This window comes from Methylobacterium sp. Leaf93, assembly GCF_001422345.1.
Lineage (GTDB): Bacteria > Pseudomonadota > Alphaproteobacteria > Rhizobiales > Beijerinckiaceae > Methylobacterium > Methylobacterium bullatum.
Genome location: NZ_LMMS01000028.1, coordinates 32,378 through 53,019 on the forward strand (window position 1 = coordinate 32,378; position 20,642 = coordinate 53,019).

Sequence of the window (20,642 nt, forward strand, 5' to 3'; positions counted from 1 at the left end):
TATCGCATGATGGTCGACCTGCCCGGTCGGGCCACGATCGAGGATGCCGGCTAGGCCGATGAGGGAAGAGAGCGCCGCCATGATGCCGGCCCGCCCCATGGCCGGTCAGCCTTCACCGAGCGCTCCCGCCTTGCCGGATGCGGCCCGGTCGCCCGTGGTGGGTTACCGGCCCGGACGGCGCAACGCTTACGCCGCCCTCGACCTCGGCACGAACAATTGCCGTCTTCTGATCGCCGAGCCAGCGTCCCACGGCTTTCGCGTGGTCGATGCCTTCTCGCGCATCGTCCGGCTCGGCGAAGGGCTGGGGACGTCCGACCGTCTCAGCGAGGCCGCGGTGGAGCGCACGCTGGAGGCTTTGCGCGTCTGCCGCGCCAAGATGGAATCACGCGGCGTCGCCCGTGCCAAGATCATCGCCACGGAAGCGTGCCGGCTTGCCGTCAACGGGGCGGATTTCGTGGCGCGCGTGCGCGACGAGGTGGGGCTCGATCTCGAAATCGTCGACCGCCAGACCGAGGCCTACCTCGCCGTCACCGGCTGCGCCGCCCTGGCCGACCCCTACTCGGAATCGGTGGTCATCTTCGATATCGGCGGCGGCTCCACCGAGATCGCCTGGCTCGACGGCGCGGCCACCAACCCTTCGGCGGATCCCACCTTACGGATCCGCGCCTGGGATTCGCTCCCCGTCGGGGTGGTCACCCTGGCCGAGCGGCACGGAACTGCCGATGTCACCCGCCTGACATTCGAGGGCATGGTGGAGGAGGTGGCCGACATGCTGTCGCGCTTCGCCATCCGCGCCGCGCCGGCGGCCAATGCCCGGCATTTCCATCTCCTCGGCACGTCCGGAACGGTAACGACGCTGGCCGCCATGCATCTGCGACTGGCACGCTACGAGCGCCGCCGTGTCGATGGCTTGTGGATGAGCGACGGCGAAGTCAGCGACGCCATCGACGATCTGCTCGACACGCGCCTCGACCAGAGGGCAGACAATCCCTGCATCGGCCGTGATCGGGCCGATCTCGTGCTCGCGGGTTGCGCCATCCTGGAAGCGATCCGCCGGGCATTCCCCTCCGAACGGCTACGCATCGCCGACCGGGGGCTGCGCGAAGGTCTTTTGATGAACATGATGCGCGAAGACGGCGTCTGGCGCCGCGGAGGCTACCGTTGACCGACAGGCGTGGTGCGGGCGGCGGGTTGCGGGGCGATCTCAAGCAGCGGGTGAAGACGGGGCGGGGCCGTACCGCCTCTCAGAAGCGCTGGCTCGAACGGCAGCTCAACGATCCCTACGTGGCGCGGGCCAAGCGCGAGGGATACCGTTCCCGCGCAGCCTTTAAGCTTCTCGAGATCGACGAGCGCTTCAAAATCCTGAAGCCGAACCAGAAGATCATCGACCTGGGGGCCGCACCCGGCGGCTGGTCCCAGGTCGCCGCCAAGATCGTCGGGCCGAGCGGGCGGATCGTCGGCATCGATCTGCTCGAGATCGAGCCGATGGTCGGAGTCGAGTTCATCACCCTCGACTTCCTCGATCCCGACGCCCCGAAGCGGCTGATCGATCTTCTCGGCGGGCAGGCCGACATCGTCATGTCCGACATGGCGGCCAACACCACCGGCCACAAGCAGACGGACCATTTGCGCATCATCGGCCTCGCCGAGACCGCCGCCGAATTCGCCCGCGAGGTGTTGGCGCCGGGCGGCACCTATCTCGCCAAGGTCTTCCAGGGCGGGACGGAGGGCACGCTGCTCGCCGACCTGAAACGCGACTTCACCCTGGTGCGCCACGTGAAGCCCTCGGCGAGCCGCGCTGATTCGAGCGAACTCTACGTGCTGGCGACCGGGTTTCGCGGAGCCGTCGCCGAAACTGCCGAGGACGACGCCTGACATCGGACGGCGGTGGGGTTTCTCATCGCCGTCTGCCGGTTCGACCGCAGGGCGGCGGCCGTCCGCCGAACGCGCCGATTTTGATCGGCGGCCGGCCTCGGCGCCGCTCAGTATGAGCCGTCGCGGTCAGAGTCCCGGCGGGATCAGGATCGGGTAGCACCGCGCGCCGGCACCCGCCGCCAGGACCTCGACCGCGCCCACGGTGGAGGCGTCGCCTGCCACATGCACGACGTCGGTGGTCTTCAGGCCGGTGAGATGCGCGGTGAGGGGGCCCGGACGAACATCCGGGGGGCGCTGCCGCGTCCTGTCGGCGACGAGGGTGATCCGTGAGACGCCTGTGGCCCTGAGCCAGTCGAGCGACGGGCGCATGTAGAGGTCGAGGGGGTCGCTCGCCCCGATCACCACCACGATCTCGCGCTGTGGCTCGATGTAGCGCGCCGCCCGGGCGATCGCCCAGATCGGCGCGAAGCCGGTCTCACGGCCGACGAGGAGAAGACGACCGCCGCCGGGACGATAATAGCCGCGACCGACCGGACCCTTGATCTTGACCGGATGCCCGAGAAGGATCTCCTCGCCGAGGGCATGGGCGACCGCGTCGCAGGCATGTCCGAGACGCAGGTGGAAGACGAGTTCGTTGAGCTCCGTCGTGCCGTCGAGGCGCAGGGTCGGGCTCACGTCGATCGGATCGAACCCCTCGAACGTGGCGGTGACCTGATGGCCGGGCTCGATGTCGAGACGGCGCGTGATCGTGACCACGACCTCGACCACATGGGCGCCGAGGGGAACGATCTGCGTGACGGTGCCGACCCGGCGCGCCTGGGCGGCTGGCTTAACCTCGGCGAAGACGAGGCTCTCGGCGGCCTTGGACGGGCGGGGCGTGGAGAGCTTGACGGGCTCTGCCCGGTGCAGGCGAGCCTGGGCGCGGCGCGACGACGGGCTAGCGCCCTGGCCGAGGAGATGTGACCCGTGCAGGCCGGTGGTGGGGGCGATCACGCCGTCGGCAAGGGCGGCTTCGAGCGGCGTATCGCCGGTCGAGACCCGCACGGCCTTGCCGTTGACGACAAGCGAGCAGCGCGCGCTCATGGTCGAGCCTCGAATGGTGTGAGAAGTCGAAAGGAAGCCGGCGTCGGATGACGCGCGCCGGCCGATGGCGGAGACCTCACCGGTGTCCGTCGAGCAACTGATCCACGAGAGCGGCCCAGCGGTCGCGCACCGCGCAGGCTTCCGGCGAGAGCGGTGCCGGCCCAGCGAGACGCTCGACGCTGGCACGGACGCTGGCGGCTTCTTCCCGCTCGGCGCGCAGGACCGCCTTCATCACCATGATCTCGGAGCGCAGCCGCGCCAGGTCGTCGGACGGTGCGGCCTCCTCGGCCACCTCCGCCCGCGGCTCGACCGGCAATGTCACCGGTGCGATGTCCACGCGCTGACGTGTGGCGCCGGTGCGGATCGGTCGCGCCATGAGGCGCTTCACGATATCCGAGCCGAAATCCTCGCCCGGGCCGAATTCGTCACCTAATCGCAATGCCGCTTCGGCCATCACGCCCGCCTCCTGTCGAACGGCAGACCGTGCCGCGCCGCTCGATCCATCTCGACCGTCAGGATGAGCGATCATGGTTAAGGGAGGTTTAATTCAACCGTCGTGCTTTGACGATCAGGCCGCTTCCGGTGCCGCGCCGACCAGTTGGCGGGCCTGGAGCATCGACATCGGGTCGCCAAAGGCGGGACCTTGCGCGTACTCGCAGCCGAACTCAGCCAGGGCCTGCGCGTCGGTTTCGTTCTCGGCGCCGTCGGCGATGATCGCGAGGCCGAGTTCCTGGGCCATCTTGACGATGGAGCGCAGCATTACCGAGTGTCCGGCCGCCATCTGGCGCACGAAGCTCGGGTCGATCTTGATCGTGTCGAACGGGAAACGCTGGAGATAGGACAGGGCCGAGTAACCGGTGCCGAAATCGTCTAGCGAGAGGCCCGCCCCGAGATCGTGGATGCGGCTCAGCATCTGGGCCGCGTATTCCGGGTTCTCCATCACCAGCCCTTCGCCGAGTTCGAGCTTGAGCGAACCAGGAAGCACCCCCGAGCGGGCCAGGATCGTCTTCACGTCGTGAAGCAGGTCGTGCCGGAGGATCTGCCGCGAGGACACGTTCACGCAGGCGAAGATCGGCGGATCGACGTCGAGGGAGCGCTGCCAGGCGGCGAGTTCGAGGGCCGTGCGCTCTAGGGCGAAGATGCCGAGATTGACGACGAACCCGCTCTCCTCGGCGATGGGCATGAAGGTGGAATGCGGAATGCGGCCGAGCTTGGGGTGGTCCCAGCGTAGAACCGTCTCGAACCCCGCCACCGTACGGTCCTCGAGGCGGACGACGGGCTGGAACAGCACCTTCATCTCGTTGCGGTCCAGGGCGCGGCGCAGATCGGCTTCGAGCATCAGCCGGTCGCTGCGTTCGTTGCGCATGGAGGCGCGGAACACTTCCGTGCGGTCGCCGCCGTTGCGCTTGGCCTGGATCATCGCGATCTCGGCGTTCTTGAACACGTCCTCGCGCTTCAGGGCGGCTCCGGCCTCATGCAGGACGATGCCGATGGAGACGGTGAGGAAGATCTCGCGGTCGGCATAGGTGATCGGCGTGGCGATGGCCCGGCGGATCATGTCCGTGAAGGCAAGGATGCGGTCTGGCTCGCGCTCCGAGAGCAGGATCAGGCCGAACTCATCGCCCGCGATGCGGGCCAGGGAATCCTGCGGGCGCAGCAGCCGGCCGAGACGGCGCGACAGGGTGAGCAGGATCGAATCGCCCGCCGAAAGACCGATGGCGTCGTTGATCGCCTTGAACCGGTCCACGTCGAGGAGGATCGTCGTCGGTTTCAGGCGCGCGTCTTGGCTCGCGAAGGCGAGGGCGGCGTCGAGGCGGTCGTTGAACAATTCGCGATTGGGCAGGCCGGTGAGGCTGTCGTGGATCGCGTCGTAGAGCAGGCGCTCCTCGGCCGTCTTCACCTCGGTGACGTCCGAGATGGTGCCGACGATGCGGATGACCTCTCCGTCCGGTCCGATCACCGGCCGGGCCTTCAGCCGGTACCAGACATAGAGGCCTTCCGTTGAGCGCAGGCGGAAATCGTGGACGATGCGGCCGCGCCGTTCCTCGATCACCGTGTCCAGGGCGGCCGAATAGCGGTCCACGTCGAAGGGGTGGACGAGGCCGAGCCAGTTCGAGGCCGGCCCCTCGAGGGTGCCGCGCTTGAGGCCGAGCTGATTCTCGATCTCCTGTCCGGCGAAGACCCGGTCGGCCGGCACGTCCCAGTCGAAGACCACGTCGCCGGCGCCCGTCAGGGCCAGGGCACGCCGTTCGGTGTCCGAGACCAGGGAATGGGTCATCCCGCCGCCCGTGAAGGCGTGCTGCATCACCGTGAAGCCGATGAGCATGACGATGAGGACGAGGCCTCCGATGAGGGCGGGCTGAACGAGATCGCTACCGATCTGGCCGGTGATGGCGAAGCCCGCGGCCACGACCCAGACGAGGAGCAGGAACCAGGTCGGCACCAGCAGGATCGCCCGGTCGTAGCCGTTATGGATGGCGAGATAGACGATCAGCAGCAGGCCGACGCCGGCGACGGCGGCGATGGAGATGCGGGCAACGCCCGCCGCCACCGGCGGATCGAACACCGCCAAGCCCACGAGGCCTGCGAGGAACGCGAGCCAGAAGAAGGCCACATGGCCGTAGCGCACATGCCAGCGGCTCAGGTTGAGATAGGCGAACAGGAAGACGAGGAGCGTCGCCCCCAGCACCGCCTCGGCGGAGGCCCGGTAGACCCGCTCGGCCACTTCGGTGACGGGAAAGACCCGCTGCAGGAACCCGAAATCGATGCACGCATAGGCGAGCACCGCCCAGGCGAGGGCGGCGGCCGCGGGAAAGATGATCGCGCCCTTCACCACGAAGATGATCGTGAGGAACAGGGCGAGCAGGCCGGCGATGCCGATGATGATGCCCTTGTAGAGCGTCAGGCCGGTGGATTTCTTGCGGTAGGCTTCCTGGTCCCAGAGATAGACCTGCGGCACGTTCGGCCCGTTCAGCTCGGCGACGAAGGTGACGGTGGCGCCGGGATCGAGGGTGATCACGAACTGGTCGGCTTCCGGGTTCTCGTCCCGCTCGGGCCTGATGCCCTGGCTCGCCGTGATCGCCGCGATGCGCGAGCCGCCGAGATCCGGCCAGATCACGCCCGAGCCGACGAGACGGAAATGAGGCGCCACGAGGACCCGGTCGATCTGCTCGTCGGTGTCGTTGGTGAGCGCGAACACCATCCAGTCGGGCCTCGCGCCGCTGTCGCGGGCTTTCACCACGATGCGGCGGACGATGCCGTCCTTGCCGGGGGCGGTGGAGATCTGGATCAAGTCGCCGTCCGAGCGATAGCGCTCGATCATTGGCGTCAGGTCGATCGCCGGAGCGTCGAGGGTGACGCGCACGGCTTCCACGGCCGAAGCCGGCATCGCCGTTCCGAGGAAGCCGATGAGGACCGAGACGAAGGCGGTGAGGACGAGGAAAGATCTGCGCAACGGGCGAGTGTTCCGGCCGGGCGGGCACTGACGAGGAATACGGCTCAGCTTGTGGCCCAGTCGTACCGGCGGGGGGGTCCACGGACAAGGCGAGCGGCTTGCCCGCAATCGCGGCACCCACTGCTTCTTGGCGTAGCGCCGAGACGTTTTGGATCGCGTCCTTTTGCGGCCAAAACAAGCCGGACACACTTCTGAAACGTGGATCGGCTCGCCCGGAACGCTACCGGGGAGCGACAATCGCCGGTATGAAATCATACCCACGACCATGTGCCGGCCATTCGGTCGGTCGTCGGCAGCCTTATCCCTGACGCCGAGTCGCCCGGCCGGTGGCGCCCCTTAATTCGCCCGAAGCACGCCCTTCATCTTCTCCAGGGACGGGAGCTTCTTGATCGGGCCGATCGCGGCGAGCGTCGGAGCGCCGGACAGCAGGCGCGATCCCGCCGCCCTGACGTCGTCGACCGTGACGGCATCGATCTTGGCGATGACCTCCTGCGGCGGGATCACCCGGCCCCAGGCGAGCATCTGGCGGGCATTGCGTTCGATCCGGCCGCCGGGGGTTTCCAGGGCCGACAGAAGTGCCACCTTCACCTGTGCCTTGGCGCGGGCGACCTCCACGGAATCGGCATCGCGCGCCGCCTTGGCCGTGGCGGCCAGGGTCACGTCGACGAGTTCGGCGAGATCCGAGCCGGACGTGCCGGCGCCGATGCCGAACAGGCCGCAATCGACGAAGGACCAGTGGAACGCCTGGATCTCGTAGGCGAGGCCGCGGGTCTCGCGCACCTCGTGCCAGAGCCGCGAGGTGAGACCGCCGCCGAGCACCTGCGCGAACATATGGAGGGCGTAGTAGCCTTCGTCGCGAAAGGAGAGGCCGGGCAGGCCCAGCACGAGATTGGCCTGTTCGAGCTTTTTCTGGATCCGCTTCTCGCCGCCGACATAGGTGCCGGGGACCATCTCCGGGGCGACCGTCGCCGGCATCCCGCCGAAATGGTGCTCCGCCGCCTCGACGATGGCCTCGTGGGAGATGGCCCCCGCCGCAGCCACGACGATGCGGTCAGGGGTGTACTCGCGGGCGAGATAGGCTTCGATGGCGTTGCGGTCGAAGCTCGCGATGGTCTGCGGCGTGCCGATGATCGGACGGCCGATCGGCTGGTCCGGAAACGCCGCCGCGGTGAAGGCCTCGTAGACCACGTCATCGGGCGTATCCTCGATGGCGGCGTATTCCTGCAGGATCACGCCCTTCTCGCGGGCGAGTTCGCCCGCGTCGAAGACCGAGCGGGTGAGGATGTCGCCGATGACGTCCAGGGCGACGCCGGCATCCTCGCCGAGGACGCGGGCGGTGTAGCTGGTCCCCTCGGCGCTGGTGGCGGCATTGATGTCGCCGCCGACATTCTCGATATCTTCCGCGATCCGTCGGGCCGAGCGGGTCTCGGTCCCCTTGAACGCCATGTGCTCGATGAGGTGGCTGAGGCCGCCCTCGTCGGGCCGCTCGTGGCGCGATCCGGCGCCGACCCAGACGCCCAGGGTCGCGGTGGCGACACCCGGCATCGTCTCCGTGGTGACGGTGATGCCATTCGAGAGGCGGGACACCTTCAGGCCGGGAGAAGTGCCATGGGTCGCGAAATGCTGGTTCATGGGTTCTCAGTTCCCCGCCGTGATGCGTGAATGTGCGCGGATGAAAGCTTCCACCGCCGCCTGATCGTTGGCGACGCGGGTGAAACGCTCCTTCCGATCCAGCAGATCGGCGAGGTGCGGCGGCAGGACGGGGCGAAGGCCGCCCGTCGCTTGTGCGACCGCATCCGGAAACTTCGCCGGATGGGCGGTGGCGAGAGCGACGACGGGGGTCTTGCCGTCCTTTTCCAGAAGGCGCCGGCCGGCATGGACGCCGATGGCGGTATGCGGGTCGATGACCATGCCGATGTCGCGGTGGACCCGCGCGATCTCGGCGATGACGGCCTCCTCCGGCACGGAAGCGGCGTCGAACTCGTCGCGGACGGTCCTGAGCACCGCCTCGTCGAGATGGAAGCCGCCCGATTGCTTGAGCCCGGCCATCAGGCGCGAAAGACTTGATGCGTCGCGGCCTAGGGCCTCGAACAGCAGGCGCTCGAAATTCGAGGAGATCTGGATGTCCATGGACGGCGAGGTGGTCGGCTGGACGCCACGAACCTCGTAGGCGCCGTGCTCCAGGGTGCGGGCCAGGATGTCGTTGGCGTTGGTGCCGATCATCAGGCGCTCGATGGGCAGGCCCATGCGCTTGGCGACCCATCCGGCGAGGATGTCGCCGAAATTGCCCGTCGGTACCGCGAAGGAGACCGGGCGGTGCGGTGCGCCCAGGGCCACGGCGCTGGTGAAGTAATAGACCGCCTGTGCCGCGACCCGTGCCCAATTGATCGAGTTGACCCCGGAGAGCCTCAGCTCATCGGCGAAATCCGCGTGCTGGAACAGCGCTTTGACGATGTTCTGGCAATCGTCGAAATTGCCATCGATGGCGATGGCGTGGACGTTGTCCGCGCCCACCGACGTCATCTGGCGGCGCTGCACTTCGGAGACGCGGCCATGCGGGAACAGGATGAAGATGTCGACCTGATCGAGCCCGCGAAAAGCCTCGACGGCGGCGCTGCCGGTATCGCCGGAGGTGGCGCCGACGATGGTGGCGCGGGAGCGGCGGGACCGCAGGACATGGTCCATCAGCCGGCCGAGGAGCTGCATCGCCACGTCCTTGAACGCCAGCGTCGGACCGTGGAAGAGCTCCAGCAGGAACAGGTTGTCGTCGAGCTGCACCAGCGGGCACACCGCCGGGTGGCGGAACGTGGCGTAGGATTCCTCGATCATCCGGTCGAGATCGGCATCTGCGATCTCGCCGTCGATCAGCGGCCGCAGGACGAGCTTGGCCGCGTCGGCGTAGCGCTGTCCCGCGAGCCCGGCGATCTCGTCACGGGAAATCTGCGGCCAACTCTCGGGCAGGTACAGACCGCCGTCGCGGGCGAGGCCGGCGAGGAGAGCATCGGAAAAGCTGAGGGGCGCCGCGGCGCCGCGGGTCGAAACGTGTAGCAAAGGGGCCTCCGGGAAGGGGGCCGGTCTACACGAAGTGGATGGCGCTGTCGAAAGCGAGAAATTGCCGCCTGAACTGTGAGGTTGCACCAACCCCTCGACCGGAGCGACATGGCCCTGCCATCCGGAAGCGTCGGGGTTTCCCGACCTCGCCGTAAATCATAAGTTCGCGCGTGATCGCTCGACCGTCAACGAGTCGGCCGCGTCCGCCGGATTATCGAGTTTCTGGAAAGGCCGGATCGAGACCATCCGCCTTGGCCCTCACTTATGCGGTGTCGCCGGGCGCCTTGACGAGGCGGCAGCCATTGATCCTCCAAGTGCCGTCGCTCTGCTTTTCGAGGCTGTAGAGCGCTGTCCAGTCGATGCCGTTCTCGTCCTGCAGCGTCATGCCCAGGCTGAGACCATCCTCGCCGCTTTCCTCGACACGGTCGATGTTGAAGCTGCGAGCGCGGTAGACGGCACCGTATCCCTTCCGGACCATCTCGATGAACGTGTCCGGCGAGGCGAACATCCCCTGGATTGATGGGGCGGCCTGGGCATAGGCGGTGGCCGCGTCATCCTTGCGGAACGCCTCGATCTGACGCTCCACAGTCGCCTTGGCTGCGAGCTTCGCCGCTTCGTCTGTGGCCTGGGCCGGTTCCGAAGCGAGACAGGTGAGAGCGATCAGCAGGGAGAGGACGGTGCGCATGGACCACACTCCGCGATTGGGGGCGTCCACCATCAGGATAGCGCGACGCGTGCGGTCGGCAAGAGCGAGCCCGGATCCCGAGCCCTGTCGGCTTCCCTATGTGGCCGGGTTGCTGGCCGAGCCGTCCCGCTCTTCCGACAGACGTTTCCATGCGAAGACGCCGAAGACGCCGACGAGGCAGGCGGCGATGCCGAACCATGTGAAGGCGTATTGCATGTGGTTGTTGGGAAGGTCGACTCGAAGCTGTCCGCCCTTGGGCCAGCCGCCGGGGTTCGGCGTGGCATCCGCCTCGATGAGATAGGGCATCACGGTGAGCCCCCTTGCGGCAGCGATGCCATCGATGTCGCGATGGAACCACTCTCCCTTGGCAGGCTCCGGCGGCGGCACAAACATGGTCCGAATCTCAGGACCGCGCAGCATCCCGGTGATCGTGACCGATCCGGCGACCTGTCCCGGCTGGCGCCGCGCCGCATCCTTCAACTCCGTGGGCACGAAACCCCGGTTGACGATGACGACGCTGCCGTCATCGTCCCGCTTCAACGGTGTCAGAACGTAGAAGCCCTGAAGAGCCTTACCCGGCACGGCACCGGCCGCGAGACCGTGGACCAGGGTCTCCTGATCGTTCAGCAGCGTGCCCGTCACCCGCACGCGCTCGAACTCGTCCCGCGCCGGATCCCAATCGTTTCGGCCCGGGAGGGGGGCAGGGGGCTCGGCGCGCGAGCGGGCGACGATGCGGCCGATCAGAGCCTCCTTCTCGCCCTTGCGATGCAACTGCCACACACCGAGGCTCAACAGGATGGCCAAGCAGATCAGCGAGGCGATGGAGGGCGCGGCCAGCGCCCGCACGGCGCCCGGACGAACAGGCTTGGGCATCAGCGAAAGCGCCCCTGTTCGGCTTTATTGGCGAATTGAAGTGCTGCCAGCATCCCCTTCAACGGGCGCACGAGGGCGAGGCTCAGCCCCACCGACAGGGTGATGGCCACCACGGCATGGACCCAGATCGGCGGCTCGAAGGTGATCTCGAGCCAGAGCGCCAGCCCGACGACGACGATGCCGACGATGGACATGACGAAGAAGGCGGGACCGTCGCCGGAATTGAAGTTCGAATAGTCGAGGCTGCAGACCTCGCAGGACGGTCGGAACGTCAGGAAGCCGTCGAACATCGCGCCCTTGCCGCAGCGGGGGCAGCGGCAGCGCAATCCGGTGGGGACCGGAGGCGGTAGCGGCTGACGTGAGTTCACGATGCTTGCTCCTAGGCGACGGGAGAATCCGCCATCCGCCCCATATGGGGTTCCCGGAAGTCATGGCACGAAAAAGGGCGGCTCGCGCCGCCCTGATTCTCATACCTGTGTCGCAACGCCCCGATGAGACGGAACCCGTGTCAGTGAGCCGCCGTGCCGGCGCCCCAGACGTAGATCGAGGCGAACAGGAACAGCCAGACCACATCGACGAAGTGCCAGTACCAGGCGGCGAACTCGAAGCCGAGATGCTGCTGGACCGTGAACTGGCCGAGATAGACCCGGTAGAGGCAGATCGCGAGGAAGATCGTGCCGATGATGACGTGAGCGCCGTGGAAGCCCGTCGCCATGAAGAAGGTCGCCGAGTAGATGCTGCCCGAGAAGCCAAAATGCGCGTGGCTGTACTCGTAGGCCTGGCAGGCCGTGAACAGCACGCCGAGGATGATCGTGAGCCACAGGCCGTACTTCAGGCCCTTGCGGTCATTGTGCAGCAGAGCGTGGTGAGCCCAGGTGATCGTCGTGCCGGAGGTCAGCAGGATCAGGGTGTTGAGGAGCGGCAGATGCCAGGGATCGAACGCCTCGATGCCCTTGGGCGGCCAGGTGCCTCCGGTGAAATCGAGGCGCGTGGTCTGGATCGGGTCGGCGGTGTAGAGCGCCGCCTCGAAATAAGCCCAGAACCAGGCGGCGAAGAACATCACCTCGGAGGCGATGAACATGATCATGCCGTAGCGGTGGTGGAGCTGCACGACACGCGTATGGTCGCCGGCATTCGCCTCGTGAACGACGTCACGCCACCAGGCGAACATCACGTAGAGCACGCCGATCGTGCCGGCGCCGAAGATGTAGGGGCCGGGGCTGAGCGTGCCGATCTGCAGGCTCTTCATCCAGAACACGGCGCCGAACGCCATGAGGAAGCCGGAGAAGGCACCCAACAGCGGCCAAGGGCTCGGGCTCAAGATATGGAAGTCGTGATTCTTGGCGTGCGCCTCGGCCATCTTAACTCTTCTCCTCACCCCGGGCCCAATGCCGCGAACGGCTTTGACCTTCTGAACGTTCGGCTACACCGGAACCCTTAATCGGGACGGCGCAGTGTTGTCACGCTTGAGACCTCAAAAATCTGGCGCGTCGAAAACGCGTCCCGCCAAATAATTTGACCGCCTCAGAAATTGGTTTTCGCACCCTTGCCGTCGGTCGTCGCTAGGGCGGCCGAGGGCTGGCCGTTCTTCGACGCGAAGTAGGTGTAGGAGAGCGTCAGTTCCTGCAGATGGGCGGTGTTCGAATCGGCGCGCACGGCCGGATCAATGTAGAACACCACCGGGAAATCCATCGTCTCGCCGGGCTGCAACGTCTGCTCGTTGAAACAGAAGCACTGGATCTTCACGAAGAAGCTGCCCATGAGCCCCGGCTGGACATTGTAGGTCGCGATCCCCGTCGAGGGGGTCGTCCCCGTGTTCTTGACGCGGAAGAACACGGTCTTCGTCTCGCCCAGACGCGCTTCGATCTTCGGCGTCTCCGCGACGAAGCGCCAGGGCAGGGTCGACGCGACGTTGGTGTCGAAATGGACGACCATGCTGTCGTCCATAGCGACCTGAGTGGGAGCGAGCCCGACCCGCGGCGTGCCGTCATAGCCGGTGGCCTTGCAGAACATGTCGTAGAGCGGCGCCGACGCGAAGGCGAGGCCGATCATGCTCAAAGCCAGACCCGCGCAGGCGAGGGCGGTGACCGAAGCCTTGCGGTTCGGCGTGCTGCTTCGCTTGGTTGGCATGTCGGTCATGATGACGTCCGACTCTCTTCGCTGAACGGTCTGGTCGATCAGGTCACAGCGGGCGGTTGAGGATCTGCGGTCCGAGCTTGGCGATGGTCAGGGCGTAGAAGATGGCCACAAGGACGAACAACACCGTCGCGATGGCGATGGAACGCCTGCGCTGGCGTTGCTGCTCCTCGGACGTCAGACGCCGCGGCGGCGTGGATTTCTCCGGCATCGAGGTCACGCGAGCACCGCGCGGTAGAGGCCGAGGCCCTGCTCTGCCAGGACCGCCGAGAACAGCAGGAACAGGTAGAGGATGGAGAAGCCGAACATGCCGAGGGCGGCCTTGCGTTCCGCCTCGCCCTCGCGGTTGCGATAGACATGGACGCTGAAGGCCAGCATCCCGAGACCGCCGATGAAGGCGGTGACGCCGTAAAGCCAGCCGCCGAAACCGAGGAACACCGGGGCGAGGCCCACCGGGAACAGCAGGATCGAGTAGTAGATGATCTGGCGGCGGGTGGATTGCGGTCCGGCGACGTTGGGCATCATCGGGATGCCGGCCTTGGCGTATTCGCCGGCCTTGATGAGCGCGAGCGCCCAGAAATGCGGCGGCGTCCAGATGAAGATGATGAGGAACAGGATCGTCGATTCGATGCCCACCGATCCCGACACGGCGGCCTGACCGATCATCGGGGGCAGGGCGCCGGCGGCGCCGCCGATGACGATGTTCTGCGGCGTCGCCCGCTTCAGCCACATGGAATAGACGACCGCATAGAAGACGATCGTGAAGGCCAGGAGCGAAGCGGCGAGCCAGTTCGAGGCGAGGCCGAGGACCAGCACCGAGCCCACCGACAGGACGACGCCGAAGGCGAGGGCCTCGCCGGGTTGGATGCGGCCGCCGGGAATCGGGCGGGTCGCGGTGCGGGTCATGACCGCGTCGATATCGGCATCCCACCACATGTTGAGGCAGCCGGAGGCGCCGGCACCCACCGCGATCATCAGGAGCGAGATCACGCCTACGACGGGCTGGATGTGAACGTGCGAGACCACCATGCCGACGAGGGCGGTGAAGATCACCAGCACCATCACGCGCGGCTTCAGGAGTGCGAAGAAATCCGCGACCTCACCGCCGACCATCATCGGGGTCGGCGCGAAATCGTGCGGCTCGGCGGCAGCGGAGACGCTGTTCGACAGGCTCGTCATGGTGTCCCGATACTGTTGTCGGTATGGCCGGAATTCGGATCACGCCGTCTCTGGCGCCGCCCTTTGCGGGATGTCGCTCGGTGAAGAGGGGCATCCGGTAAAGAGCGAGGACCGCTCACGCGATCCTCGCAATCCCTAGTGTCGTTTTAGAACAATCGCAATTTCGGAGCCGATCGCGATCGTGAAGACTGCAGTGCCTCAGTGACCGTGGTCATCGACGATGGTCGGCAGCGTCTCGAACTGGTGGAAGGGCGGCGGTGAGGAGAGCGTCCACTCGAGGGTGGTGGCGCCTTCGCCCCACGGATTGTCTGCAGCGCGGACCTTCGAACGGAAGGCGAGGACGACGCCGATGAAGAACACCACCATGCCGAGAGCGAAGATATGACCGCCCCAGGTGGAGACCTTGTGCCAGCCGGCGAAGGCTTCCGGGTAGTCGGCGTAACGACGCGGCATGCCGGCGAGACCCAGGAAGTGCATCGGGAAGAACAGGACGTTCGCGCCGATGAAGGCCAGCCAGAAGTGCAGCTTGCCGGCCCATTCCGGGATGACGTAGCCGGTCATCTTCGGGAACCAGTAGTAGACACCGGCGAAGATGATGAACACGGCGCCGAGCGACAGCACGTAGTGGAAGTGCGCGACGACATAATAGGTGTCGTGGAGGTACTTATCGACCGCCGAGTTCGCCAGCACGACGCCGGTGACGCCGCCGACCGTGAAGAGGAAGATGAAGCCGACCGCCCAGTGCATGGCGGCGGTGAAGCGGATCGAGCCGCCCCACATAGTCGCGATCCACGAGAAGATCTTCACGCCGGTGGGCACCGCGATGACCATGGTCGCGAAGACGAAGTAGGACTGCGTCTGGAGCGACAGGCCGACGGTGTACATGTGGTGAGCCCACACGACGAAGCCGACGACGCCGATGGCGACCATGGCGTAGGCCATGGCGAGGTAGCCGAACACGGGCTTGCGCGAGAAGGTCGAGATGATGTGGGAGACGATGCCGAAGGCCGGCAGGATCATGATGTACACTTCGGGGTGGCCGAAGAACCAGAACAGGTGCTGGTAGAGCACCGGATCACCACCGCCGGCCGGATCGAAGAAGGTCGTGCCGAAGTTGCGGTCCGTAAGCAGCATCGTGATCGCGCCGGCGAGGACCGGGAGCGACAGAAGCAGCAGGAACGCGGTCACCAGCTCGGCCCAGGCGAACAGCGGCATCTTGTGCAGGGTCATGCCCGGCGCGCGCATGTTCAGGATGGTGGTGATGAAGTTGATGGCGCCGAGGATCGAGCCGGCACCGGAAAGGTGGAGGGCGAAGATCGCGAAATCGACAGAGGGACCGGGATGGCCGGAGGTGGAGAGCGGCGGGTAGACGGTCCAGCCCGTACCGGCACCGCTGGTTCCGGGGGCACCTTCGACGAACAGCGAGCAGACGAGGCTCGCGAAGCCGGCGACGGTGAGCCAGAACGAGATGTTGTTCATGCGCGGGAACGCCATGTCGGGCGCGCCGATCATGAGGGGCACGAACCAGTTGCCGAAGCCGCCGATCAGCGCCGGCATCACCATGAAGAATACCATGATGAGGCCGTGGCCGGTCACGAACACGTTGTAGGTGCCGGGATTCGAGAAGTACTGCAGGCCGGGCTCTTCCATCTCCATGCGGATGCCGAAGGAAAGGAACGCGCCGATGATGCCCGCGCAGAACGCGAACAGGAGGTAGAGGGTGCCGATGTCCTTATGGTTGGTCGACAGGAACCAACGGGCGAAGAAGGACGGCGTATGGGAGGCGTGGGCGTCGTGATGCCCTGATTGTGCTGTGGCGGTTGCCATCGTTGCAGACCCTGTTCAGGTTTCTCTAAATCTCTCGATTTGCGAATGGACCGACCCGATCAGGAGTCGGTCCAGCCGGTGCCGTCGGGCGGCGCCGGAAAAAGCCGCTACTTGGCTTCTGCGAACTTCGAACCGTCGTCGAGGCGGGCGAACTTGGTCTTCCCTTCGGCGAGCCAGGCGGCATAGGCCTCGTCGCTCACGACCTGCACGGTGATGGGCATATAGGCGTGACGGGCACCGCAGAGCTCCGAGCACTGGCCGTGATAGGTGCCCTCACGCTCGGCCTTAAACCAGAACTGATTCAGGCGACCGGGGATCGCATCGATCTTGAAGCCGAAGGATGGCATCGCCCAGGAATGCAGCACGTCGGCCGCGGTCACCTGGATCTTCACGATCTTGTTCACCGGAACGACCATGTCGTTGTCGGTGCCCAGCAGCTTGGGCTGCTTCTCTTCGTCGATATTGGCATCGAAGGTGAAGCCGCCGCCATTCTCCACGGCCGGGTACTCGTAGGACCAGTACCAGGCATGGCCGATCACCTTGATGATGACGTCGGCCTTGGGGTCCGAGAGCTGTGTGCGCAGCAGGCGGAACGAGGGGATGGCCACCGCCACCAGGATCAGCACCGGGACGATGGTCCAGGCGATCTCGATCATGGTGTTGTGGGTGGTCTTGGACGGGACCGGGTTCGCCTTCGCGTTGAACTTGATGATGCAATAGACGATCAGGCCCAGCACGAAGGCCGAGATGCCGAAGGAGAGCCAGTGCATCCCCTGCTCGAACGTGTGGATGTCCCGCGCGTTCTCGGTGACGGCGACCTGACGGTCCATCTGCCACGGCTCGGGCTGGCCGATGCCCGCCGCCAGAGCGGCTGTAGATACGAGGGCGGTGCCGAGCGCAGCAAAAGCGCCCGCAGCAAGTCCCCATGATGACCGGTGTTGCGCCTGCGTGGTCCGCATGTGCCTCTCGTGGCTCCCCTTGGTATCGTTCTACGTCGTCCCGCAGCGTCTTGCGACTTTTGACGTCGCGCGCAAGTCCTCGCTCAACGGGAAAGGCAAGCCTCGATCACGTATTTCGGGCTGGCATTGCCGGTGTCAGACCACATGGAGGTCGGCGGCGCAACCGCAACAGCGTCGCATGGATGTGGCTTTCCCCGTAGTGCAGGCCGAAGGGAGCCCGAATGACGAGCGGGGTTCAAAGCGATTTTGCTCGGCGGCAAACTTAAATTTATCTTACGGCGGTCTTCGGGGGTGAATCCATCGCCAGTATAGCGCCGTTCCCGCTATGGAGGGGGCCTGATCCCATGCGAGGATGCGTGTGCTCGTCCAGGTTTCGAGCGCGCCGGAGGCCGGAACGGGGATGAACACGATTAGGTCCCGGCGGTGATCGAGCGTCTCGAATTCCTCCTTGCCTTGGCCCGCGAGCGGCATTTCGGCCGAGCGGCGCAATTCTGCAACGTGTCTCAGCAGACCCTCTCGGCCGGGGTAAAGCAGCTCGAGGAGCGGCTCGGCGTCCTATTGGTGGAGCGCGGGTCCCGCTTCCAGGGGTTCACCCCCGAAGGTGAGCGCGTCCTCGATTGGGCACGCCGGATCGTCGGCGACGCGCGCGCCATGCGAGAAGAAGTGGCCAGCTTGCGCCGGGGTTTGTCGGGCACCCTGCGGCTCGCGGCGGTTCCCACCGCGACGCCCATCGTCGCCTCGTTGACGACGCCCTTCCGTGCCCGCCATCCCGACGTGCGGTTCTCCGTCCACTCGACGACCTCCGGCGAGATCGGCCGATTGATCGCCGACCACGAGATCGATGCCGGAATCACCTATCTGGAGAACGAGCCCCTCGGGAAAGTCATCGCGGTGCCGCTCTACCGCGAGCGCTACCGCCTGCTCACGGCCATCGACGGCGTCTACGGCAAGAGGGATTCGGTCAGCTGGGAGGAGGTCGGTCGTCTGCCCCTGTGTCTGCTCACGCCGGACATGCAGAACCGCCGCATCATCGACGGGCACTTGCACAATGCCGGGCGGGATGCCGCGCCGCTGCTCCAGTCGAACTCCATGATCGTGCTGCTCACCCATGTCCGCACGGCGAAATGGGCGAGCGTCATGCCCGCTGTCCTCGCCGACAGCTTTCGCCTCAGTGAGCGCGTCCGCTCCGTTCCGATCGGTGAGCCCGATGTCAGCCATATGATCGGGCTGGTGGTGCCGGAACGGGACCCGATGACGCCCCTTTGCGCGGCGCTCATCGTCGAGGCCCAGGCGATCGCTCCCACAGTCGCCGACGACATCGCTTCGCTCTAACGCGCATTCTCATCTCCCTCGTCACGCTGTCCTTTTGCAGCGCACAATAGAATTATAACAAAAAAGCATTGTCGACCGACCGAACCGCGCGATTGATTCACGTTCGGAGATATACCACCTTGGAACGACAACAAGTTCACTAGGTAGGAACAATGCTGCAGCACGAGCCCTGGAGCGCGCAGCGTGCGGCCGGCATCATCGCCGACCATACGCATCTCGAAGGCGCCACGCTCCCCATTCTTCACGCCTTGCAGGAGACCTTCGGTTACGTGGACGAGGGCGCGGTGCCGCTGATCGCGGATGCGCTGAACCTGTCCCGGGCCGAGGTTCACGGCTGCATCACGTTCTATCACGACTTCCGCCGCGCGCCCTCGGGCAAGCACCAGGTGAAGCTGTGCCGCGCCGAGGCCTGCCAGGCCATGGGATCGGACGCCCTCCACGCCGACATCCTCGCCCGCCTCGGCATCGATTGGCACGGGACGACTTCGGACGGTCAGATCACTGTGGAGCCGGTCTATTGCCTCGGGCTCTGTGCCAACGGTCCGGGCGCGTTGGTTGACGACGAACCGCTCGCGCGCCTCACCGCCGATTCCCTGGAATCGGCCCTCACGGAGATGAAGTCGTGAGCATCACCATCTATGTCCCGCGCGACGCCGTCGCCCTCGGTCTCGGCGCCAACCGTGTCGCCCGCGCGATCTTCGCCGGCGCCGAGCGCCGCGGCCTCGACGTCACCATCGTCCGCACGGGCTCGCGCGGGATGCTGTGGCTGGAGCCCATGGTCGAGGTCGCGACTCCGGAGGGCCGCATCGCCTACGGTCCCGTCACGCCCGGCGATGTCGACAGCCTTCTCGATGCCGGCCTGGTGAATGGCGGCGAGCATGCCCTTCGCCTCGGCAAGCCCGAGGAGATGCCCTATCTCGCCCGTCAGCAGCGCCTCACCTTCCATCGCTGCGGTGTGATCAATCCCGTCTCGGTGGAGGATTACCGGGCGCATGGCGGCTATAACGGGCTGGATGCCGCGCTGAAGCTCGATGCCGCCGGCATCGTGGCGCAGGTGCGCGATTCCGGCCTGCGCGGACGCGGTGGTGCCGGCTTCCCCGCCGGCATCAAGTGGAACACGGTGATGCTCGCCCAGTCCGAGCAGAAATACGTCGTCTGCAATGCCGACGAGGGCGATTCCGGCACCTTCGCAGACCGGATGATGATGGAGGGCGACCCCTTCAACCTCATCGAGGGCATGACCATCGCGGGCATCGCGACGGGCGCCACGCGCGGCTACATCTATCTGCGGTCCGAATATCCCCAGGCCTTCGCGACGCTCAAGGAAGCGATCGTCAACGCCCGGGCCGCCGGCTATCTCGGCGAGAACGTGGCGGGCTCGGGCAAGGCCTTCCATCTTGAAGTGCGCTTGGGCGCCGGCGCCTATATCTGCGGCGAGGAAACCTCTCTGCTGGAGAGCCTGGAGGGTCGTCGCGGCATCGTCCGCGCCAAGCCGCCGATCCCGGCACTCAAGGGCTTCCTCGGTCAGCCGACCCTCGTCAACAACGTGATGACATTCACCGCCGTGCCCTACATCCTGGAGCACGGCGCCAAGGCCTATGCCGATTACGGCATGGGCCGTTCGCTCGGCACGCTGGCGATCCAGCTCGCCGGTAACATCAAGCATGGCGGCCTCATCGAGTTCGCCTTCGGCATCACCCTGCGCGAGATCATCGAGGATTTCGGCGGCGGAACGCAGAGCGGCCGTCCGGTGCGGGCCGTACAGGTCGGCGGCCCGCTCGGGGCCTACTTCCCCGACCATCTCCTCGACACGCCCCTCGATTACGAGGCGATGGCGGCCAAGAAGGGCCTCGTCGGCCATGGCGGCATCGTCGTGTTCGACGACACCGTGGACATGGCCAAGCAGGCCCGCTTCGCCTTCGAGTTCTGCGCGGTGGAATCCTGCGGCAAGTGCACCCCCTGCCGCATCGGCGCGACGCGCGGCGTCGAGACCATGGACAAGGTCATCGCCGGCATCCGTCCCACCGAGAATCTCGCCGTCGTGGCCGACCTTTGCGACGTCATGACCGATGGGTCGCTCTGCGCCATGGGGGGCCTCACACCGATGCCCGTCATGAGCGCGATCACCCATTTCCCCGAGGATTTCCAGCAGCGCGGACCGATGTCCGTGGCCGCTGAATAAGGAGGC

19 protein-coding genes are annotated in these 20,642 nt (G+C 66.1%); 5 read left to right on the plus strand and 14 right to left on the minus strand.

The features are described from left to right. Window positions 1-58: 58 nt before the first annotated feature. A complete protein-coding gene (locus tag ASF26_RS17905) occupies window positions 59-1,165 on the plus strand; it encodes a Ppx/GppA phosphatase family protein (protein WP_056257076.1) in 1,107 nt (368 codons plus the stop codon). Next, window positions 1,162-1,875, plus strand: a complete 714-nt coding sequence (locus ASF26_RS17910) for an RlmE family RNA methyltransferase (protein ID WP_056140564.1) — start codon at window positions 1,162-1,164, stop codon at window positions 1,873-1,875. The genes ASF26_RS17905 and ASF26_RS17910 overlap by 4 nt, the downstream gene beginning before the upstream one ends. 126 nt (window positions 1,876-2,001) lie before the next feature. On the opposite strand, the gene ASF26_RS17915 is transcribed toward ASF26_RS17910, so the two are convergent. From ASF26_RS17915 to coxB, 14 genes are all read right to left on the minus strand, one after another. Next, window positions 2,002-2,958 (minus strand): ferredoxin--NAD(+) reductase, encoded by a 957-nt coding sequence (locus tag ASF26_RS17915; RefSeq protein ID WP_200925963.1) that lies wholly within the window; start codon window positions 2,956-2,958, stop codon window positions 2,002-2,004. Between the two features lie 76 nt (window positions 2,959-3,034). Beyond that, entirely contained in the window at window positions 3,035-3,412 is a 378-nt protein-coding gene (locus ASF26_RS17920; protein ID WP_056257079.1) for a hypothetical protein, read from the minus strand. 114 nt (window positions 3,413-3,526) lie between these two features. Further along, window positions 3,527-6,346: an EAL domain-containing protein gene (locus ASF26_RS17925; protein WP_244475991.1), complete on the minus strand. Its 2,820-nt coding sequence runs from the start codon at window positions 6,344-6,346 to the stop codon at window positions 3,527-3,529. 402 nt (window positions 6,347-6,748) lie between these two features. Further along, window positions 6,749-8,044: a pitrilysin family protein gene (locus ASF26_RS17930; protein WP_056257092.1), complete on the minus strand. Its 1,296-nt coding sequence runs from the start codon at window positions 8,042-8,044 to the stop codon at window positions 6,749-6,751. A gap of 6 nt (window positions 8,045-8,050) precedes the next feature. Beyond that, the gene (gene thrC / locus ASF26_RS17935) at window positions 8,051-9,463 is read right to left on the minus strand and encodes a threonine synthase (protein WP_056257095.1); all 1,413 of its coding nucleotides are present in this window, start codon (window positions 9,461-9,463) and stop codon (window positions 8,051-8,053) included. A gap of 262 nt (window positions 9,464-9,725) precedes the next feature. Then, window positions 9,726-10,148 (minus strand): DUF4864 domain-containing protein, encoded by a 423-nt coding sequence (locus ASF26_RS17940; RefSeq protein ID WP_056257098.1) that lies wholly within the window; start codon window positions 10,146-10,148, stop codon window positions 9,726-9,728. A 96-nt stretch (window positions 10,149-10,244) separates the two neighbouring features. Next, window positions 10,245-11,021 carry an SURF1 family protein gene (locus tag ASF26_RS17945; protein ID WP_056257102.1) on the minus strand — a complete coding sequence of 259 codons (777 nt, stop codon included), beginning with the start codon at window positions 11,019-11,021 and terminating at the stop codon, window positions 10,245-10,247. Beyond that, window positions 11,021-11,389 carry a DUF983 domain-containing protein gene (locus ASF26_RS17950; protein ID WP_056257108.1) on the minus strand — a complete coding sequence of 123 codons (369 nt, stop codon included), beginning with the start codon at window positions 11,387-11,389 and terminating at the stop codon, window positions 11,021-11,023. Before ASF26_RS17950 ends, ASF26_RS17945 begins: the two co-directional genes overlap by 1 nt. Window positions 11,390-11,529: 140 nt before the next feature. After that, window positions 11,530-12,381 (minus strand): cytochrome c oxidase subunit 3, encoded by an 852-nt coding sequence (locus tag ASF26_RS17955; protein ID WP_056257111.1) that lies wholly within the window; start codon window positions 12,379-12,381, stop codon window positions 11,530-11,532. Window positions 12,382-12,545: 164 nt separating this feature from the next. Then, window positions 12,546-13,160: a cytochrome c oxidase assembly protein gene (locus ASF26_RS17960; RefSeq protein WP_056257114.1), complete on the minus strand. Its 615-nt coding sequence runs from the start codon at window positions 13,158-13,160 to the stop codon at window positions 12,546-12,548. 43 nt (window positions 13,161-13,203) lie between these two features. Then, the gene (locus ASF26_RS22960) at window positions 13,204-13,368 is read right to left on the minus strand and encodes a hypothetical protein (protein WP_162240230.1); all 165 of its coding nucleotides are present in this window, start codon (window positions 13,366-13,368) and stop codon (window positions 13,204-13,206) included. A 5-nt stretch (window positions 13,369-13,373) separates the two neighbouring features. After that, window positions 13,374-14,336 (minus strand): heme o synthase, encoded by a 963-nt coding sequence (locus ASF26_RS17970; protein ID WP_056257119.1) that lies wholly within the window; start codon window positions 14,334-14,336, stop codon window positions 13,374-13,376. Between the two features lie 198 nt (window positions 14,337-14,534). Beyond that, complete coding sequence (gene ctaD / locus ASF26_RS17975) at window positions 14,535-16,163, minus strand: cytochrome c oxidase subunit I (RefSeq protein ID WP_027172193.1); 1,629 nt, start codon at window positions 16,161-16,163, stop codon at window positions 14,535-14,537. 107 nt (window positions 16,164-16,270) lie between these two features. Further along, the gene (gene coxB, locus ASF26_RS17980; protein ID WP_056257123.1) at window positions 16,271-17,122 is read right to left on the minus strand and encodes a cytochrome c oxidase subunit II; all 852 of its coding nucleotides are present in this window, start codon (window positions 17,120-17,122) and stop codon (window positions 16,271-16,273) included. A 423-nt stretch (window positions 17,123-17,545) separates the two neighbouring features. On the opposite strand from coxB, the gene ASF26_RS17985 reads away from it, so the two are divergent. The 3 genes from ASF26_RS17985 (at window position 17,546) to ASF26_RS17995 (ending at window position 20,636) form a co-directional block, all read left to right on the plus strand. Beyond that, window positions 17,546-18,454: a LysR family transcriptional regulator gene (locus ASF26_RS17985; protein ID WP_018044995.1), complete on the plus strand. Its 909-nt coding sequence runs from the start codon at window positions 17,546-17,548 to the stop codon at window positions 18,452-18,454. Between the two features lie 152 nt (window positions 18,455-18,606). Continuing rightward, window positions 18,607-19,080 carry a formate dehydrogenase subunit gamma gene (locus tag ASF26_RS17990; RefSeq protein WP_056257132.1) on the plus strand — a complete coding sequence of 158 codons (474 nt, stop codon included), beginning with the start codon at window positions 18,607-18,609 and terminating at the stop codon, window positions 19,078-19,080. After that, a complete protein-coding gene (locus ASF26_RS17995; protein WP_056257135.1) occupies window positions 19,077-20,636 on the plus strand; it encodes a formate dehydrogenase beta subunit in 1,560 nt (519 codons plus the stop codon). The genes ASF26_RS17990 and ASF26_RS17995 overlap by 4 nt, the downstream gene beginning before the upstream one ends. The last annotated feature ends 6 nt before the right edge of the window (window positions 20,637-20,642 follow it).

Coding starts and splice junctions, on each gene's coding strand:
- ASF26_RS17905 (WP_056257076.1), top strand. CDS start 59: ATGAGGGAAGAGAGCGCCGCCATGATGCCGGCCCGCCCCATGGCCGGT.
- ASF26_RS17915 (WP_200925963.1), bottom strand. CDS start 2,958: ATGAGCGCGCGCTGCTCGCTTGTCGTCAACGGCAAGGCCGTGCGGGTC.
- ASF26_RS17920 (WP_056257079.1), bottom strand. CDS start 3,412: ATGGCCGAAGCGGCATTGCGATTAGGTGACGAATTCGGCCCGGGCGAG.
- ASF26_RS17925 (WP_244475991.1), bottom strand. CDS start 6,346: ATGCCGGCTTCGGCCGTGGAAGCCGTGCGCGTCACCCTCGACGCTCCG.
- ASF26_RS17930 (WP_056257092.1), bottom strand. CDS start 8,044: ATGAACCAGCATTTCGCGACCCATGGCACTTCTCCCGGCCTGAAGGTG.
- ASF26_RS17940 (WP_056257098.1), bottom strand. CDS start 10,148: ATGCGCACCGTCCTCTCCCTGCTGATCGCTCTCACCTGTCTCGCTTCG.
- ASF26_RS17945 (WP_056257102.1), bottom strand. CDS start 11,021: ATGCCCAAGCCTGTTCGTCCGGGCGCCGTGCGGGCGCTGGCCGCGCCC.
- ASF26_RS17955 (WP_056257111.1), bottom strand. CDS start 12,381: ATGGCCGAGGCGCACGCCAAGAATCACGACTTCCATATCTTGAGCCCG.
- ASF26_RS17960 (WP_056257114.1), bottom strand. CDS start 13,160: ATGACCGACATGCCAACCAAGCGAAGCAGCACGCCGAACCGCAAGGCT.
- ASF26_RS22960 (WP_162240230.1), bottom strand. CDS start 13,368: ATGCCGGAGAAATCCACGCCGCCGCGGCGTCTGACGTCCGAGGAGCAG.
- ASF26_RS17970 (WP_056257119.1), bottom strand. CDS start 14,336: ATGACGAGCCTGTCGAACAGCGTCTCCGCTGCCGCCGAGCCGCACGAT.
- ctaD (WP_027172193.1), bottom strand. CDS start 16,163: ATGGCAACCGCCACAGCACAATCAGGGCATCACGACGCCCACGCCTCC.
- coxB (WP_056257123.1), bottom strand. CDS start 17,122: ATGCGGACCACGCAGGCGCAACACCGGTCATCATGGGGACTTGCTGCG.
- ASF26_RS17990 (WP_056257132.1), top strand. CDS start 18,607: ATGCTGCAGCACGAGCCCTGGAGCGCGCAGCGTGCGGCCGGCATCATC.